The following is a 14,752-nucleotide window of genomic DNA, read 5'->3' as shown; positions in this document are numbered from 1 at the left end:
AAGTTGCCATTCCTTAAACCCATAACCCATTATGAATCAAACAACTGATCAACTTTCTCTAACCTTTGAGCAAATTCTTAATCTTGTCCTCCAACTTACAGCACAAGAACAAGAACAACTGATCCAAGAAATTAAGAAAAACTCTCCCACAAATCAAGATGAAGACTTACTGAGCGTTTGTGACCGAATCGGCAGAAATGCTCAAGCCAAAGGACTAACCGAAGACATCCTAGAAGAATTACTTGCTGATGAATCCTAAACTCATTGTTATAGATACTAATGTTTTACTGAGTGCAGCCCTGAGTCCAAATGGAACAGCCCGTCAAGCCTTAGATAAAGCTTATCAGCAATTCAAAATCGCTCAAAGCGAAGAAACTTACCAAGAATTAAAAACCCGAATTTACAAACCTAAATTCAATAAATATATCTCCGATCAAGACCGAGAACAATTTTTAGAAGTCGTTAAAAAATCTAGCCATTTTATAGAGACTACATCTCAAATCAACATCTGTAGAGATCCAGATGATAATAAATTTTTAGAACTGACTAAAGATTGTAACGCTGAATATTTAATCACAGGAGATCAAGATTTGTTATCCCTCACAACCTTAGCTGAATATCAAAACAAGATTATGACTCCCAAAAACTTTCTAACTGTTGATTAGTTCCCATTCATAACGATGCGCTTTTTTGGTGCGGAAGCGCGCGATCGCTATTTTTCTCATCTATAGTAATCTGTGTAGAAGTGGTAATTATTTATTTTGGAAGATACCCATTTCCTAACCCTCAAAAATCAAGTTAACTAAACTTTTTAAATCCGGCACTTCTAAATCCGGTTGAGCAGTGGCAGGTTTCGTTGCACCTCCTCCAGATTGACCTTGACGACGATTCACCCAAACCGTTGTTAATCCTAAACTTTTGGCTGTAGCAATATCATGAAAAAGACTCTGGGCAACGTGCAGGAGTTGATGAGAAGAAAGCCCTGTTTTATTTAAAGCAAATTCAAAATTATGAGGAGACGGTTTATAAGATTGAGCTTGTTGGGCGGTAATAATATGATCAAATTCTATTTGTAGATGTTTGTTGGTTTGGGCAAATAAATCATCATCAATATTAGAAATAATCACTAATTTATACTTTTGTTTTAAGGCTTTTAACGCTTCTACCGTATCCGAAAAAGGTTGCCAATCTTGAATTGAATTGGCTAAACTCTCTAATTCTGTAGGAGTCGGAGAAAACCCTAAACGTTCTCCGAACTTCTGTACCACTTCTCGGAGAATTTCTCGATAGGTTTTATAGTCTCCGCTTTGAGCTTCTGGTTCTAAAATTGCAAATAATTCCAGTAACGCTTGATCACTCATTGTAATACCATGAGCCTTGACTAATTGTTGTAAAACGGGAGTAATCCCGCTTTCCCAATCAATTAAAGTACCGTAACAGTCAAAGCTCAGGGCTGTAAATTGATTAAATTGAATCATGATAATTTTAGGGAAATTTTAAGGGGGAACCTGATATCGCATTCTCAATTCTGGAGAATTCTTAAAATCTAGCGGATTAACCTTTACCAATGACTGATAACCCTTCAACAATAATCGAAGGAGTATAACAAGACCCATTCCAAGAGGCATCACCCCCCAATTCTACAACTTGTTTGAGGGCTGTATAAACATTCCCCGCCACCATTGTATTTTTCACCCGTCCGACAATTTCACCTTTTTCAATGCGATATCCTAAATCAACATTAATGGAAAAATCCCCACTCATTCCCGCACTTCCTCCTAACATTTGATCGACGATTAACGCCCGATCTAAACTTTGGATTAATTCATTTAAAGAACTTTTTCCAGGTTTTACTAACAGATTAAATAACCCCGGAGTGGGATAACTGCCTAAATGGGTGCGAAATCCATTTCCGGTTGTCCCACTTCCCAAGGTGCGACCTGTAGTTAAGTCGGTATAAAACAGTTGTAAAACCCCCTTTTCAATAAAGGTAATGGGACGGGTGGGAATTCCTTCATCATCAAAGGGGCAACTGTAGGGCCCAGTGTCAGGTTCCTGAGATACGGTTAACAGGGGAGACATCACCGGGGTGGTTAAGCGATCGCTCCAAGGAGAAGCCCCTTCCAAAACTTGTTTGCCATTCAACGCGGCGGAAATAGTACCCCAAAGCATATCGGCGGCTTTAGCGGTGAATAAGACCGGAATCCGGGACATGGGAGAAGGGACATTATTTTTGGCCCAATTTAACCGCATTAAAATTCGTTCAGCGAGAAGGGTGGGATCTAAAAAATCCCGTTGGGTTTGGCCATCGGAAACCGCTAAAAAATCATCCCCCCGAACCCATTCCGTTTCCACATAACCACTGAGGGTGGTATCGGTATGGCGACAGTCCAGTCCCCGTGAGTTAATCAAGCGAATCGATTCCACTTCACAATCCCATTCCGCCATACATAAGACATCGGGATAGGAAGAGCGAATTAATTCAATCGCCTGTTTTCCCCAACTGACCAATTGTTCAACGGGTACAGATTCCCCAATATCAGGATACTGGGATGGGGTCGTTGATTCCGTTAGTTCAATGGTTTCGGGTTCATTGAGGGTACTCAAGGAAATCGCCCGCTCAACTAATTTTTGGGGTTCCACTGGGCCATAAGCAACCGCTAAACCCGGACGGCCATCTCGCCAAAGTCGCAAGGTTGTCCCTTCCGATTGGCTACTTTCGAGTTGTTTCAGTCGATTGGCTTCAAAAAATATCGGCTTGGATAGGGATTGAGATTGGAACACTTCCGCAGCCTCAGCGCCCGATGCGGCAGCTAACTCTAATAGCTGTTCGGCGGATTGGTCGTAGGTCATGGATGGTAGTCATGGCATAGCGTCATCGTCCATCCTACCGTGATCGGTGATTCCTATTCCTCATTTCTATGGAGACGATTTACGGCGGTGGAGGACATTCTAAACGCTACCTTGACGAAGTAAATCGGTAATTTCCCGGTGACAATACTGGGTCAACTCTTCTACTGCTTTTCGGGCTTGTTTCCCCTGATATTGACGTTGTACTCGTGGGGTAATCCAATAGGGACGGCCAATTAAGATTCGGATTCTTCGATAGAGAATCATCGGATGCCAACCCGGTTGATCAAACAAGGGTTCGGTCGGATCAAAGACACGCAGTAACCTTAATGGAATTGCTGACGGTAGGGTTTGTTCTTCTAATGTTGCGATCGCCACAGGTAAAACCGCTAGGTTGCAAACCCCAGAACGTAACGCTAAATGAGCAAATCCCCGTTGAAAGTTTCCCACAACATTCGGTTGAGTTTGTTGTAACATTGGGGTTGCTCCTTCGGGAAAGATCCCCACCATTTGTCGTTGGTTTAATAGTTGGCTTGCTTGTTTAAAAAACTGTTGAGGTCGATGTTCAGGTTCATCAAAGGGGAAGGCTCCAAATGTCGTGACAAGTTCACGCAAAAGCGGGACTTGACCCATATAATGATGGGATGCAAAACGAAGGGTACGACCGACACCTGCGGTTAAGACAATCGGATCAATCACGCTGCGATGGTTACTCACCACAATCGCAGGGCCTGTTTCAGGAATTCGATCTTCATAGGAAATGAACATCTGTATTCCCAATCCTGTCACCAGCCACCGACAACTCAATCCCGTTTGATCAAAGAACATGAATCACCAACACACAGCTTGAATCGGGTTACATTTGCGCTAAAAACTTAAGACTTGTTTGAGAATTTTGAGAAACTTTAAAGAAAATATTATAATCTATAAGTTTCGGTGTCATGTACTGTGAAATTTTTGTTCAGGTACTAGACAGAAACACCCTAAAAAGCGCACATTTCTACACCTGTAGAGTGAGCGTGGACATCAATAAAAAGTGCTCTTAACATTACGGAGAAATCCGTGAAGGAGAAATCCTCAAACCCAATTAAACGCCCTACTGAGGCGGGTCTAACAAGAACAATATCGGTAGCCTCTATCTGTTTAATATGAAATTGACACAGACCCATTTCAATACCTTTACCCTGACAACACCTCTCTATTATGTCAATGATGTTCCTCATATTGGTAGTGCTTACACCACAATGGCAGCCGATGCCATTGCTCGGTTCCAACGACTTCAAGGGAAATCCGTCCTATTAATTACTGGAACCGATGAACACGGTCAAAAAATTCAACGTACCGCCGAGGAGTTAGGGCGTTCTCCCCAAGCTCACTGCGATCAAATTGCCGATGGTTTTGCTTCCCTGTGGCAACACTTGAATATTCAGTATGATCGCTTTAGTCGCACGACAGCAACTCGCCATGAAGCCATCGTCAATGAGTTTTTTCAACGGGTTTGGAATCAAGGAGATATCTATCTCAGCCAACAACAAGGCTGGTATTGTGTCGCCTGTGAAGAATACAAAGAAGAACGAGAATTAGAACAGAAAAAATACTGCCCCATCCATACCAATAAAGCCCTAGAATGGCGAGATGAGCAGAACTATTTTTTTCGGCTGTCTCAATACCAAGAACAGCTAGAAACTTTATATCAAGAGCATCCTGACTTTATTCAGCCAGAAAGTCGGCGCAACGAAGTCATCAATTTTGTTAAGCAAGGATTACAAGATTTTTCGATTTCTCGCGTTAATATTGACTGGGGATTTCCGGTTCCCTGTGATCCAAGCCATACCATTTATGTTTGGTTTGATGCGTTGTTAGGCTATATAACGGCGTTGCTTGACCCAGAGGATGAACCCACCTTAGAAAATGCTTTATCGAAACGGTGGCCGATTAATTTACACCTGATTGGTAAAGATATTTTAAGATTTCATGCCATTTACTGGCCTGCTATGTTGATGTCGGCTGGCTTATCTCTTCCCGGTCGTATCTTTGGACACGGTTTTTTGACCAAAGATGGGAAGAAGATGGGCAAAAGCTTGGGAAATACCCTTGATCCCGTTGCTTTAGTCAATCAATATGGTGCTGATGCGATTCGCTTTTATTTCTTGAAAGAGATAGAATTTGGACAGGATGGTGATTATAGTCAAACTCGGTTTATTCATACCGTTAATGCTAACTTAGCCAATGACTTAGGAAACTTACTCAACCGCACGCTGAAAATGGCGTTTAAATACTTTAACGGTTGTGTTCCTAATGTTAACGGTGAGGATATCCCCAAGGATGATGCCCTGAAATCCCTCGGTCTAACCTTGGCAGATACTGTCACTCAAGCCTATGATGCTCTGGCGTTTAGCGAAGTTTGTACGGCTATTTTCACCTTAGTTCAAGCCGGAAATAAATACATTGATGATAAAGCTCCTTGGAGTTTGTACAAGCAAGGAAAACAGGAAGCGGTTTCCCAAGTCTTGTACTCCGTTTTAGAATCCGTTCGACTGGCAGCTTATCTTTTGTCCCCCATCATTCCCAATATTAGCACTCGGATTTATCAACAATTGGGATACACCCTCGATTTCAATGATCAGACTATACTAGCGACAGCACTGTCCTTTGACATCCATGCTGTTTGGGGCGCGTTACCTGCTAATCAACCCTTGCAGGAAGCGCAACCTGTCTTTAGACGCTTGGAAGATGCAGAGGGAGCATCATCCTAATTCAAAACCGTTTAAGTGATAGTCTAGTTTAACATAAAACATCCTTTTCAATTGGTTTAGTTTTGGTTTACTTTACCCATACTCAGATCATTTTTTTCATAAAAAAAGAGGTATAAGAATGTTGAATAATATCAATCATGGAGAACTTTTTACTCCTGAACAAGTTCTTGAAAACAGGGGCCGAGTTGCCATTTTTATCGATGGCTCTAATCTATTTTATGCCGCTTTACAATTGGGAATCGAAATTGATTACACCAAATTATTATGTCGTTTAACGGCTGGTTCTCGGTTGTTACGCTCCTTTTTCTATACGGGAGTAGATCGCACCAATGAGAAGCAACAAGGCTTTTTATTATGGATGCGACGCAATGGTTATCGTGTCATTGCTAAAGATTTAGTCCAACTTCCTGATGGTTCTAAAAAAGCTAATTTAGATGTGGAAATAGCCGTTGATATGATGGCTTTAGTGGGTTCCTATGACACCGCCGTTTTGGTGAGTGGAGATGGAGATTTAGCTTATGCGGTGGACTCTGTAAGTTATCGCGGGGTGCGGGTGGAAGTCGTGAGTTTGCGCTCAATGACCAGTGACAGTTTAATTAATGTCGCAGATCGCTATATTGATTTAGAAATGATCAAAGAAGATATCCAAAAAACCCCCCGCAGTCCCAACTATACCTACCGTCCTTTATCAGGAATTAGTTTAATAGATGGGCAAATTATAGAAGATTCTTAGGAGAATCACAGGAGTAAAAACTTATGGTATTCCTGGTTTTTACTCCTCAATTCCTAAACTTTTGAGATCCTAAATTCTTAGGATATAGATAGGTTTACCTTCTATCTGTTCCCTGTTCCCTGTTCCCTGTTCCCTGTTATCAAATTAGATGCGGTTGTTACTCCTTTGGGTGATAATTTTAGTCGGAATTTCTGCTTGCGCCCCAAAAAACGTCGAACCAACTTCAACGGACGCTAAATCAAAGACTTCTAAAGAATTTGAACGGACATTAACTTTAGATGATGTTACGTTAGAACAGGCTGATGAACAAGGAAAATTACTCTGGAACATTAAAGCCCAACAAGTTAGTTATAGTAAAGATCAGAAAATGGCAACCGTGAAAAATCCGGTTGGAGAATTATATGATCAAGGCAAACTTCTGTATAAAATTAAGGCAGATCAAGGAGAATTTGAACAGAATAGCAAACGGATTTTTTTACGCAATAATATTGTAGCAACTGATCCCAATACAGGCTTAGTGTTGAAGGGAAAAGAGCTAGAATGGATTGTCCAACAAAATATTATTGTAGTGCGGAATAGTGTTACGGGAGATCATGCTCAACTCCAAGCTATTGCTAGAGAAGTTCAGGTTTTTTATCGTCAAAAACGAGTAGAATTTTGGGATAAAGCCACGGTTAGTTCTAAAAATCCCGTTGTCAAGTTACAAAGTGATCATATTGTTTGGTTATGGGAACAACAACTATTAAGCAGTAATTTAAAAACCAAAATTGAACGATATCAAAATCAAACCGTTACAGACCGGGGAATTGCAGAAACCGCCGACATGAATTTAAAAACCCAAATTGCTACCCTGAGAAAAAATGCCCAAATTGCTTTATCTCAACCTCCGTTACAAATTTCAAGTAATGAATTACAATGGAATTATCAGAAACGCACCATTAGTTCCCCTCAATTTATTACCATTATTGAACGAGAACAACAAGTTACTGTCACCGCTAATCAAGGTTGGGGAGATTTAAAAGATAATATCTTTTATTTAACTGGAAATGTTGTTGGTATTGGCGCAAAACGTCAAGCACAACTCAATTCTAATTTACTCACTTGGTATATTCCTCAACAGTCTTTTTCCGCCGAAGGAAATGTGGTCTATCGTCAAATTGATCCCCCGTTTAATTTAATGGGAGAAAAAGCCGTTGGTAGGTTTGAAAATGATACTGTTGTTGTCAGTGGCGGGAATACAGGAACTCCTGTGGTTACGGAAATTGTACCGGAATAGTTAGATAGTTCTCATTGTCATTTTTTTATATTTTTTATAAAATATGGCGATAGATATGTAACGGTAATTTTGTCCGTTTTTTAAAATCCAGAAAAGACTTATAACCCCCACGCCGTTGACGTTCTAAAACAATAATTTTAGCAGCATTGATGTTTAGTCCTAATTCAACTAATTCATCCATTGACAACACATTTAACCGCCGCCAGGAATGATGGATTTCTTTATTGATATCAAAACTAAATAAAATTAACGGTGCAATTCGTTGTAGTGTTGATTCAGGAATTCCAATCAATTCCGAAAGTTCTTCTAAACTTGTAAAATTATAACCTTCCCGTTTCATTTCTTCAATTTCATTGGCATAAACAATCGGTAAATCTAATCCATATACTAAATCATGCTTAGAGCAATTATTAATATCAATTTTATCTCGATGTTTAGCAATTAATTGGATCAGATGAGATTCGTTTGAACTCGATAAAGGATTATGAAAAGTTTTTGCTAAAAATTCTTTTCTCAAAGCGATCGCTGTTATAATTTGACCGATCCAAACTATACTGGAAAAAGACGTATTCGATAAAATAAAAGCCGCAGCGACAAACCCTAACCCTGTATAAATCCAAGATTGAGTTTTGGTTTTATTTCCTGCATAGACAATGGCTAACCCACCTAATACAGGAAATAAAGACCAGTATAACCACTGCGGAACTTTCTGAAACCATCGAGATAGATTGGACACGTTTAATGTCACTCCTGTTGCTGTTTACAGTTCATTTAATAATTTCCGGCGTTTTTCTTCATATTCTTCGGCGGTAATGGCATCTTGATCATAAAGTTTTTTCAGTTGAGCTAGTGCTACAGTAATATCCTGTGCAGAACGACTTCCATCTAAAACTGAGTAAGGAATACCTGGATTAAATTTAGCATTGAACGCTTGATCTGACATTAACAATAAACCTAGAAAATCAAAAAAGGCTAAAAATCCGGGAATAAAAGTCCAAGAAAACAACAAATAAACAACTCCGCCTAAATTTTCCCCTAAATAAAACTTATGAACTCCAAATATCCCTAAAAAGAAAGCCAATAACGCGGCTACGATTTTATTTTTCATTGAGTGATCTCCTGAAGGTCAAGGGTTAAAATTGTTAATGAGATTAAAATGAGTCGCAACTAAAGATCTTTATTCAGGTTCTGGCTTTTGGAAAGCCGACCCATGAGAAAATATAACAAAATGATAGCAGTTTGTAGTTCAAGGATGGTCAAATAGCCCTTAACAAAAAAGTTAGCATCCCAAGTAGAATTGCAATAAAAAATTAGAATACCTAGCACAGTGTAGGGAAGAAAACGAAATCGACTCCAGAAGGGTCTGGGTTGATCTGTCTTAGCAGGAGTCATGTTAAATTTCCCATCCTCATAAGTCTGAACTGAAAGCTTAATAAGATTCGTCAATACTCTATATAAGTTTAACACATCAAACTTGAACGATTCCTGATGATTAAGCCTGCCATTTTCCCTCAGTCTAACGAGATATACGAGATATACGAGTCAGGTCTGGGGTGTTAGGACATAGACTGATGCTAAAACCGCGCGTAGAAAAGTCTTTTCCAGCCTATTCCCTGTTCCCTGTTCCCTGTTCCCTGCTATTTTTTGTCAAAACTCGTATCCTGTGCTACACCATCTCTCAAAAGATTTGCTATCTTCATAGTAGGCATCTCCCTAGAGGAGAATGGACAATTTGTCAAACAGTTGTTACAGTTATTAATAATACTAGAGAACTGATAGGAGTTAATCATGAATCAACCCGCAGAACTATCTCTTGAGCAACAATTTAGCCTGACTTCCTTTAAGCTGCAAGTCGGTCAAATGAGCCGAGAACAGGCGCAGGAATTTTTAATTAATCTCTATGAACACATGATGGTGCGAGAAAATATGTATCAGCATTTTCTCAAACACCATTGGGGTCTGGAGCCTAATTTTGTACAAGATTAAAATCAGAAGGTGTCGCAGTCGGCGACCTCTATCTCTCACTTTTTTTCAAGGCGTGGGAACAAGTTAGGGGTAATGGGGCGTCAACCTGCTTCTTCGGGGTCAAGCTCTCAACTCACGTTAGGTTAACTCACCCGTGAATGAGATTAAAATGGGAAACTAATCCTAAACGATGATTTATGATTTCCGTTCTAAAGTTGCTTCCATGACACTAATTAAATTCAGAGTATGTCCTGCCATGATTCCACTAGAATAATAATAATGGTTGGGATCAACTTGTCTCAGGGTTTCAAACCCATTGCGACGTTGGCGGTCATCTCCTAATACTCGATAACGTTGCACAATCGATTCAGGGCCGACTAAACCTTCCCCTTCAATTTTGCCCAATTGACTGTGTTGTAAAACAAAGGTATATTCTCTTTCGTTACTGTCTAATCTTCCCCGATACTGTAAAACAATATCTTCTCGATTCTGGCTGGGAAACACTAATTTTGTCACCATACTAAACCAGTCGCTTTGAGGCCAAGCAACAACTGTTTTTCCGCGAACGGCTATCGGCATTTCATTGCGATCAAGCCAATTTCCTTCTAATAACCATTGACCAGATTCCATTAAAAATGTGTGAGCCACAGTCCCACCCTTATTCTTAGCACCTTGGCTGAAAATTTTTAACCGATAGAAAACACAGAACTTCAGTTTGTGAGATCTATATGTTATCTATTGAAGTTCTTTGCTTTCATAATATCACGTTGGGAGTAAAGGTAGTGTGAATTTCTCCCAGTAACACCTCAGAAACTGCCCCTGTTACTGAAGGTAAATTTCCAGGGATTCCTAACCACCGCCAATAGGCTAAAACCGCAAACGTGATCGCTTCTTTAAAATCAGCATTTAAGCCTACTTCCGAAGTGGAAAAAACGGGAATTGGATTAAATAAAGTCTGTAACCGATATTTCAAATAGCAGTTATGGCTTCCCCCTCCACACAATAAAATTTCATCGGGTAACTGGGGCAAAAATTGACAATAACTGTGATAAATTGAAGCAGCCGTTAATTCAGTTAAAGTCGCTAAAACATCGGCTGCACTTAACTTATAGGGTTCTAGTTCCCTTAAACACCGTTGCCAATAGTCCCAACCAAATAATTCTCGTCCCGTCGATTTTGGGGGCGGTTGCTGAAAAAAATCTTGCTGTAACCATTGTTCTACCAAAGGCAGACAAGCCGTTCCCGTCGCCGCCCAAGCTCCATCTTTGTCATAACTTTGAGTGCCTTGGGAAAAATATTGTACCGCTAAATCCAGTAACGTATTTCCCGGCCCTGTATCCCAACCTAAGATCGGGGTAGAGTTAAGTTTCGGTAAATAAGTGACATTGCCAATTCCCCCGATATTTTGAATACAGCGATGATATTGGGGATGACGCAGCAGATAAGCATCCAGAACGGGAACCAGAGGGGCTCCGTGACCTCCTGCGGCAATATCCCCCACCCGAAAGTTACTCACCGTTGTGATCCCCGTTAAATGGGCAATCAGTTCCCCCCGTCCCAGTTGCAGACTGTAACCGAGTTGGGTTCCTTGGGGAGGACGATGAAACACCGTTTGTCCATGGGAGCCAATGAGTTCGGTCGGTTCAGAGGACTGTTGTAAGGTCATGGCAGCCTGAGCAAAGGTTCTGGCGATCGCATCATCCAATTGAGCTAATTCTGCCAGGGACAGGGGGGTTCCACTGCACACCTGCAAAATTTGCGATCGCAACTCCGAAGGATAGGGATAAGTTGCTCCTGTCACGAAGTCCACCGTCAGATCCTGTTGACAACCCGTAATCTCAACGAGAGCGACATCAATCCCATCGACGGAGGTTCCACTGATCAAACCCATTACACGCATTATCAATTACCGGGGATTAACTTTCTACCGATCCAACGGCGACCACAATCACTGTAATATTGTCTCGCCCTTCCCGGTCTTTTGCTTCTTTAACTAAAGCCTTCGCGGCGGCTTCACAAGCTCGAATTGATTTGAGGTTAACCGTGATGATCGTATCTGAAAGTTCTTCCGTCAACCCATCACTACACAACAACAAACGATCCCCCGGTTTTACATCCATCTGATCAATACTAATTTCCGAAAGATCTTCGCGTCCCAAACATTGAGACAGAACATGACGCCAAGGATGAGAACGAGCCTCATCAACAGTTAAGGCGTTACGTTTCACCGCTTGAGCCACCCAAGTTTGATCTTCTGTAATTTGTTGTAACTGATGTCCGCGCAAACGATATAAACGGGAATCTCCGACATTGGCAAACCAAGGGTTCTCCTCATCTTCTCGGAATAAGGCGACAACCGCCGTTGTTCCCATATCGGAGCGTTCAGGATGTTTTTGCTGATCCTTTAAAATAGCGTTGTTGGCGGCGACAAACGCATTTTTGAGAAGAATTGGGGATTGATCCGAACTCTCCCAATGCTCAAGGATGTATTCTTTAATGGTTTGGGAGGCAATCAAACTCGCCTCTTGACCTCCGGCGTGTCCACCCATACCATCAGCAACAATGAAAAAACGGCCATCAGGATCAATATAGTAAGCATCTTGGTTGACGTTCCGAACATTGCCTGTATCCGTCATCCCAGCGAAATAACGTTTCATACACAAATATTGGTTGATATCTAAAACTCCCAAGCGGGTTTTATCCTAAAATTTTCCAATATCTGCTGATCAGGATGCGTTTAAAGAGGGCCAGGATCAATCAAAATCTCAAAGTCTAAACGGAATCGTTGATTTACATCATCCGATCCAAACGATCAATCCGTCGCAACAACCTTAAGAAAGCAATTCCTAGACCAACAGCTAAGAATAATACAACGAGAGCTAATCCCACCTTATCACTAATCAATAACAGTGTAGCTGATAGAGTGAAGGCACTGATCAGCACCGCGTAATTTGTTCCCATTTGGACATTACTCACCCGTCTTAATACCCGGTCGGTTTCCGCAAGACGAACCCGCATTCGGATATCTCCCTGTTCGAGTTTTTCCAGGGTATCTTCAATGCGTCCGGGTAAGCCTAACGCAGAAGAACTGACTTGAACCGCTTGGCGGCTGAGTTCATTAAAAATACTATTAGCGGTATTGGGAAGATTTCCATTAGACATAAGCTGCATGGCAAACGGCTGTGCCACCTCCATAAAGTTAAATTCGGGGTCGAGTCCTTTTCCGACGCCTTCTAAGGTCGAGAAAGCCCGCATTACAAAGGTAAAGGTTGCGGGAAATCGAAAGGGTTGGTCATAAGCAATTTCATAAAGATCATCACTAATGGAAGCAATGGATTGATTTTCAAAGGGTTGATCCATAAAGTGATCTAACATATATTGAATTGACCGACGCACTGGCCCCATATCTCCTGTAGGTGCGAGTGCTCCGACCGCAATCAAGGATTTCATCACCCGATCCCCATCTTTTTGAGTAATCCCAAATAGGGTTTCCATGAGTTTTTCTCGCAGATTGGATGTAATTTGTCCCATCATGCCAAAATCATAAAAAATCAGTTCACCACCGGGACTGACCGCAATATTTCCGGGGTGGGGATCGGCATGGAAAAAGCCATGATTGAGGAGTTGTTGTAAATAAGCTTTGGCTCCCATTTGGGCAAGTTCTTTGCGATCGAGTCCTGATGCTTCCAAGGCTTCATAATTGCTAATTTTAATCCCTGGAATATATTCTAAAGTCAGGACTCTGGGAGAGGTATATTGCCAAGAAACTCGGGGCACTTTTACCCAATCACAATCGCGGAAATTACGGCGGAATGTATCAGCATTTCGACCTTCATTCAGGTAGTCAATTTCTAACCATAAAATCCGGCAACATTCATCATAAATACCAACCCAATCTCGACCTTTTCCCCAACGAGGATGATTTTGGAAGTACCGAGCAATCCCTCGCAGAATCGCTAAATCAATTTCAAATAATTTTTTCAATCCGGGGCGCTGAACTTTAACAACAACGTCTGCACCCGAATGCAGTTGGGCTTTGTGAACTTGACCCAAACTCGCTGCTGCTAAGGGAATCGGATCAAAATTTTGGAATAAATCTTGAACGGTTTTACCGAGATCTTCTAGGATAATTTCTTCGGCTTGTTCATAGCTGAAGGCGGGAACTTTATCTTGGAGTTTTGAGAGTTCTTCTACATATTCGATGGGAAATAAATCGGCACGGGTAGAAAAGAGTTGTCCGACTTTAATAAAGGTTGGCCCTAAATCTAAAAAGGTTTCCCTCACCCATATCGCTTGTGCTCGACGACGAGCATTTTTTTTCTCTTCGGTAAAACCGCCCCGGTAACTCCATTTTTTAGCATCGATCCACAACCAAGTTAACCACGTCAATACAAACGTCCAAATATCAATAAAACGTCGTTGACGAGAATAATTTTTGCGGTTCCAACGATAAGCTTTTCCTCCATAATTTTGGCGGAGGGGAGTTACAGAAGGCGGATTAATCCGTTGTTCCGCACCGGAACCCCGAATTGAGTGATTAACAGACACGACCGTTTCCAAAATTAAGTTGACCCAATAACTGCGTGTTTTTACTACAACAGAGTTTACACGGTACGATTGCGATAGCGTTGGAGTTCGGATCGCAATTCCGCCACTTCCGCCCGCAGTTCGTCAATGGTGGCTTGCAAATCTACGGGTTCACCGTTAGAGGAGGGGGAGTTAAAGGGGGAGGAACTATCGGTGACAACAGTACCCGCTTCTTGGGAGGCGCGTTCCATCACCTGTTGGGTAAACTGGCGCAGATGTTCTTTTTGTTCCGCATCAAATTTCCCCAGTTCGCTGAGGAAGTTGGCCAGACCATTTCCCAGTTGTTCGTACAGTCCTTCCGCTAAGGCCCGTCCCACAAAAAACGAATTCACGGCAGGTTTGCTCATAAAACTTATAGTTTTGCTAACTTCCGTAACAAATTATAACCCGCCTTTCTCATCTTAGGCTTCTATCCAGGCAGAAATACTTCTGTAGAAACCTTGTATGTAAGGTTTCTACACAGGTGTGGAGATTTGGAGTCTGATTTCCCCTGATGACCCTCTAGGTTGTCCTTGCCTTTGTTCCCCAAGAGTTGATCCTCACCCAAAGCCCCGGAAAGGTTATGATTAACAAACTGATTCCTGA

Annotated in this window: 16 protein-coding genes; 6 read left to right on the top strand and 10 right to left on the bottom strand. The window is 41.5% G+C overall.

Features of this window, described 5'->3' with window-relative positions:
• The first annotated feature begins 31 nt into the window (after nucleotides 1-31).
• Together H6G57_RS12675 and H6G57_RS12670 are read left to right on the top strand one after the other, a co-directional pair.
• Nucleotides 32-259: a hypothetical protein gene (locus H6G57_RS12675; RefSeq protein WP_190519072.1), complete on the top strand. Its 228-nt coding sequence runs from the start codon at nucleotides 32-34 to the stop codon at nucleotides 257-259.
• On the top strand, nucleotides 249-665 hold the full coding sequence (locus tag H6G57_RS12670; RefSeq protein ID WP_190519070.1) for a putative toxin-antitoxin system toxin component, PIN family: 417 nt from the start codon (nucleotides 249-251) through the stop codon (nucleotides 663-665). Before H6G57_RS12675 ends, H6G57_RS12670 begins: the two co-directional genes overlap by 11 nt.
• 114 nt (nucleotides 666-779) lie before the next feature.
• Here H6G57_RS12670 and H6G57_RS12665 read toward each other — a convergent pair whose 3' ends face one another.
• From H6G57_RS12665 to H6G57_RS12655, 3 genes are all read right to left on the bottom strand, one after another.
• Nucleotides 780-1,478: a haloacid dehalogenase type II gene (locus H6G57_RS12665; protein WP_190519068.1), complete on the bottom strand. Its 699-nt coding sequence runs from the start codon at nucleotides 1,476-1,478 to the stop codon at nucleotides 780-782.
• A gap of 76 nt (nucleotides 1,479-1,554) precedes the next feature.
• Complete coding sequence (locus H6G57_RS12660) at nucleotides 1,555-2,853, bottom strand: TldD/PmbA family protein (RefSeq protein ID WP_190519066.1); 1,299 nt, start codon at nucleotides 2,851-2,853, stop codon at nucleotides 1,555-1,557.
• A gap of 99 nt (nucleotides 2,854-2,952) precedes the next feature.
• Entirely contained in the window at nucleotides 2,953-3,618 is a 666-nt protein-coding gene (locus H6G57_RS12655) for a 1-acyl-sn-glycerol-3-phosphate acyltransferase (protein WP_242048963.1), read from the bottom strand.
• A 380-nt stretch (nucleotides 3,619-3,998) separates the two neighbouring features.
• Here H6G57_RS12655 and metG point away from each other — a divergent pair, with 380 nt between their 5' ends.
• The 3 genes from metG to lptC all read left to right on the top strand — a co-directional run bounded on the left by metG (nucleotide 3,999) and on the right by lptC (nucleotide 7,615).
• Nucleotides 3,999-5,606, top strand: a complete 1,608-nt coding sequence (metG, locus tag H6G57_RS12650; protein ID WP_190519062.1) for a methionine--tRNA ligase — start codon at nucleotides 3,999-4,001, stop codon at nucleotides 5,604-5,606.
• A gap of 118 nt (nucleotides 5,607-5,724) precedes the next feature.
• Nucleotides 5,725-6,339: an NYN domain-containing protein gene (locus H6G57_RS12645; protein WP_072718487.1), complete on the top strand. Its 615-nt coding sequence runs from the start codon at nucleotides 5,725-5,727 to the stop codon at nucleotides 6,337-6,339.
• Between the two features lie 148 nt (nucleotides 6,340-6,487).
• Nucleotides 6,488-7,615 carry an LPS export ABC transporter periplasmic protein LptC gene (gene lptC / locus H6G57_RS12640; protein ID WP_190519061.1) on the top strand — a complete coding sequence of 376 codons (1,128 nt, stop codon included), beginning with the start codon at nucleotides 6,488-6,490 and terminating at the stop codon, nucleotides 7,613-7,615.
• 34 nt (nucleotides 7,616-7,649) lie between these two features.
• Here lptC and H6G57_RS12635 read toward each other — a convergent pair whose 3' ends face one another.
• Both H6G57_RS12635 and H6G57_RS12630 read right to left on the bottom strand, forming a co-directional pair.
• A complete protein-coding gene (locus H6G57_RS12635) occupies nucleotides 7,650-8,351 on the bottom strand; it encodes a helix-hairpin-helix domain-containing protein (protein ID WP_190519059.1) in 702 nt (233 codons plus the stop codon).
• 24 nt (nucleotides 8,352-8,375) lie between these two features.
• Nucleotides 8,376-8,723: an NINE protein gene (locus H6G57_RS12630; protein WP_190519057.1), complete on the bottom strand. Its 348-nt coding sequence runs from the start codon at nucleotides 8,721-8,723 to the stop codon at nucleotides 8,376-8,378.
• Between the two features lie 680 nt (nucleotides 8,724-9,403).
• Here H6G57_RS12630 and H6G57_RS12625 point away from each other — a divergent pair.
• Nucleotides 9,404-9,601 (top strand): NblA/ycf18 family protein, encoded by a 198-nt coding sequence (locus tag H6G57_RS12625; protein ID WP_190519055.1) that lies wholly within the window; start codon nucleotides 9,404-9,406, stop codon nucleotides 9,599-9,601.
• Between the two features lie 174 nt (nucleotides 9,602-9,775).
• Here the strand turns inward: H6G57_RS12625 and H6G57_RS12620 are convergent, their stop codons facing one another.
• From H6G57_RS12620 to H6G57_RS12600, 5 genes are all read right to left on the bottom strand, one after another.
• Entirely contained in the window at nucleotides 9,776-10,228 is a 453-nt protein-coding gene (locus H6G57_RS12620) for a hypothetical protein (protein WP_190519054.1), read from the bottom strand.
• Between the two features lie 106 nt (nucleotides 10,229-10,334).
• The gene (locus H6G57_RS12615; RefSeq protein WP_309235884.1) at nucleotides 10,335-11,483 is read right to left on the bottom strand and encodes an anhydro-N-acetylmuramic acid kinase; all 1,149 of its coding nucleotides are present in this window, start codon (nucleotides 11,481-11,483) and stop codon (nucleotides 10,335-10,337) included.
• A gap of 13 nt (nucleotides 11,484-11,496) precedes the next feature.
• Nucleotides 11,497-12,237 carry a PP2C family serine/threonine-protein phosphatase gene (locus H6G57_RS12610; protein ID WP_190519050.1) on the bottom strand — a complete coding sequence of 247 codons (741 nt, stop codon included), beginning with the start codon at nucleotides 12,235-12,237 and terminating at the stop codon, nucleotides 11,497-11,499.
• Between the two features lie 133 nt (nucleotides 12,238-12,370).
• Complete coding sequence (locus H6G57_RS12605) at nucleotides 12,371-14,083, bottom strand: AarF/ABC1/UbiB kinase family protein (RefSeq protein ID WP_245824224.1); 1,713 nt, start codon at nucleotides 14,081-14,083, stop codon at nucleotides 12,371-12,373.
• 101 nt (nucleotides 14,084-14,184) lie between these two features.
• Nucleotides 14,185-14,514 carry a DUF6825 family protein gene (locus H6G57_RS12600; RefSeq protein WP_190519048.1) on the bottom strand — a complete coding sequence of 110 codons (330 nt, stop codon included), beginning with the start codon at nucleotides 14,512-14,514 and terminating at the stop codon, nucleotides 14,185-14,187.
• Between the last annotated feature and the right edge of the window lie 238 nt (nucleotides 14,515-14,752).

The sequence above is a fragment of the Planktothrix sp. FACHB-1365 genome (genome assembly GCF_014697575.1).
Lineage (GTDB): Bacteria > Cyanobacteriota > Cyanobacteriia > Cyanobacteriales > Microcoleaceae > Planktothrix.
Note: the sequence above shows the minus strand (reverse complement) of the source record. Positions and strands in the feature narration are given on the sequence as shown.

Bases quoted from the DNA above. Each gene is read 5' to 3' on its own strand.
- H6G57_RS12675 (WP_190519072.1), top strand. From the start codon at position 32: ATGAATCAAACAACTGATCAACTTTCTCTAACCTTTGAGCAAATTCTT.
- H6G57_RS12670 (WP_190519070.1), top strand. From the start codon at position 249: ATGAATCCTAAACTCATTGTTATAGATACTAATGTTTTACTGAGTGCA.
- H6G57_RS12665 (WP_190519068.1), bottom strand. From the start codon at position 1,478: ATGATTCAATTTAATCAATTTACAGCCCTGAGCTTTGACTGTTACGGT.
- H6G57_RS12660 (WP_190519066.1), bottom strand. From the start codon at position 2,853: ATGACCTACGACCAATCCGCCGAACAGCTATTAGAGTTAGCTGCCGCA.
- H6G57_RS12655 (WP_242048963.1), bottom strand. From the start codon at position 3,618: ATGTTCATTTCCTATGAAGATCGAATTCCTGAAACAGGCCCTGCGATT.
- metG (WP_190519062.1), top strand. From the start codon at position 3,999: ATGAAATTGACACAGACCCATTTCAATACCTTTACCCTGACAACACCT.
- H6G57_RS12645 (WP_072718487.1), top strand. From the start codon at position 5,725: ATGTTGAATAATATCAATCATGGAGAACTTTTTACTCCTGAACAAGTT.
- lptC (WP_190519061.1), top strand. From the start codon at position 6,488: ATGCGGTTGTTACTCCTTTGGGTGATAATTTTAGTCGGAATTTCTGCT.
- H6G57_RS12630 (WP_190519057.1), bottom strand. From the start codon at position 8,723: ATGAAAAATAAAATCGTAGCCGCGTTATTGGCTTTCTTTTTAGGGATA.
- H6G57_RS12625 (WP_190519055.1), top strand. From the start codon at position 9,404: ATGAATCAACCCGCAGAACTATCTCTTGAGCAACAATTTAGCCTGACT.
- H6G57_RS12610 (WP_190519050.1), bottom strand. From the start codon at position 12,237: ATGAAACGTTATTTCGCTGGGATGACGGATACAGGCAATGTTCGGAAC.
- H6G57_RS12600 (WP_190519048.1), bottom strand. From the start codon at position 14,514: ATGAGCAAACCTGCCGTGAATTCGTTTTTTGTGGGACGGGCCTTAGCG.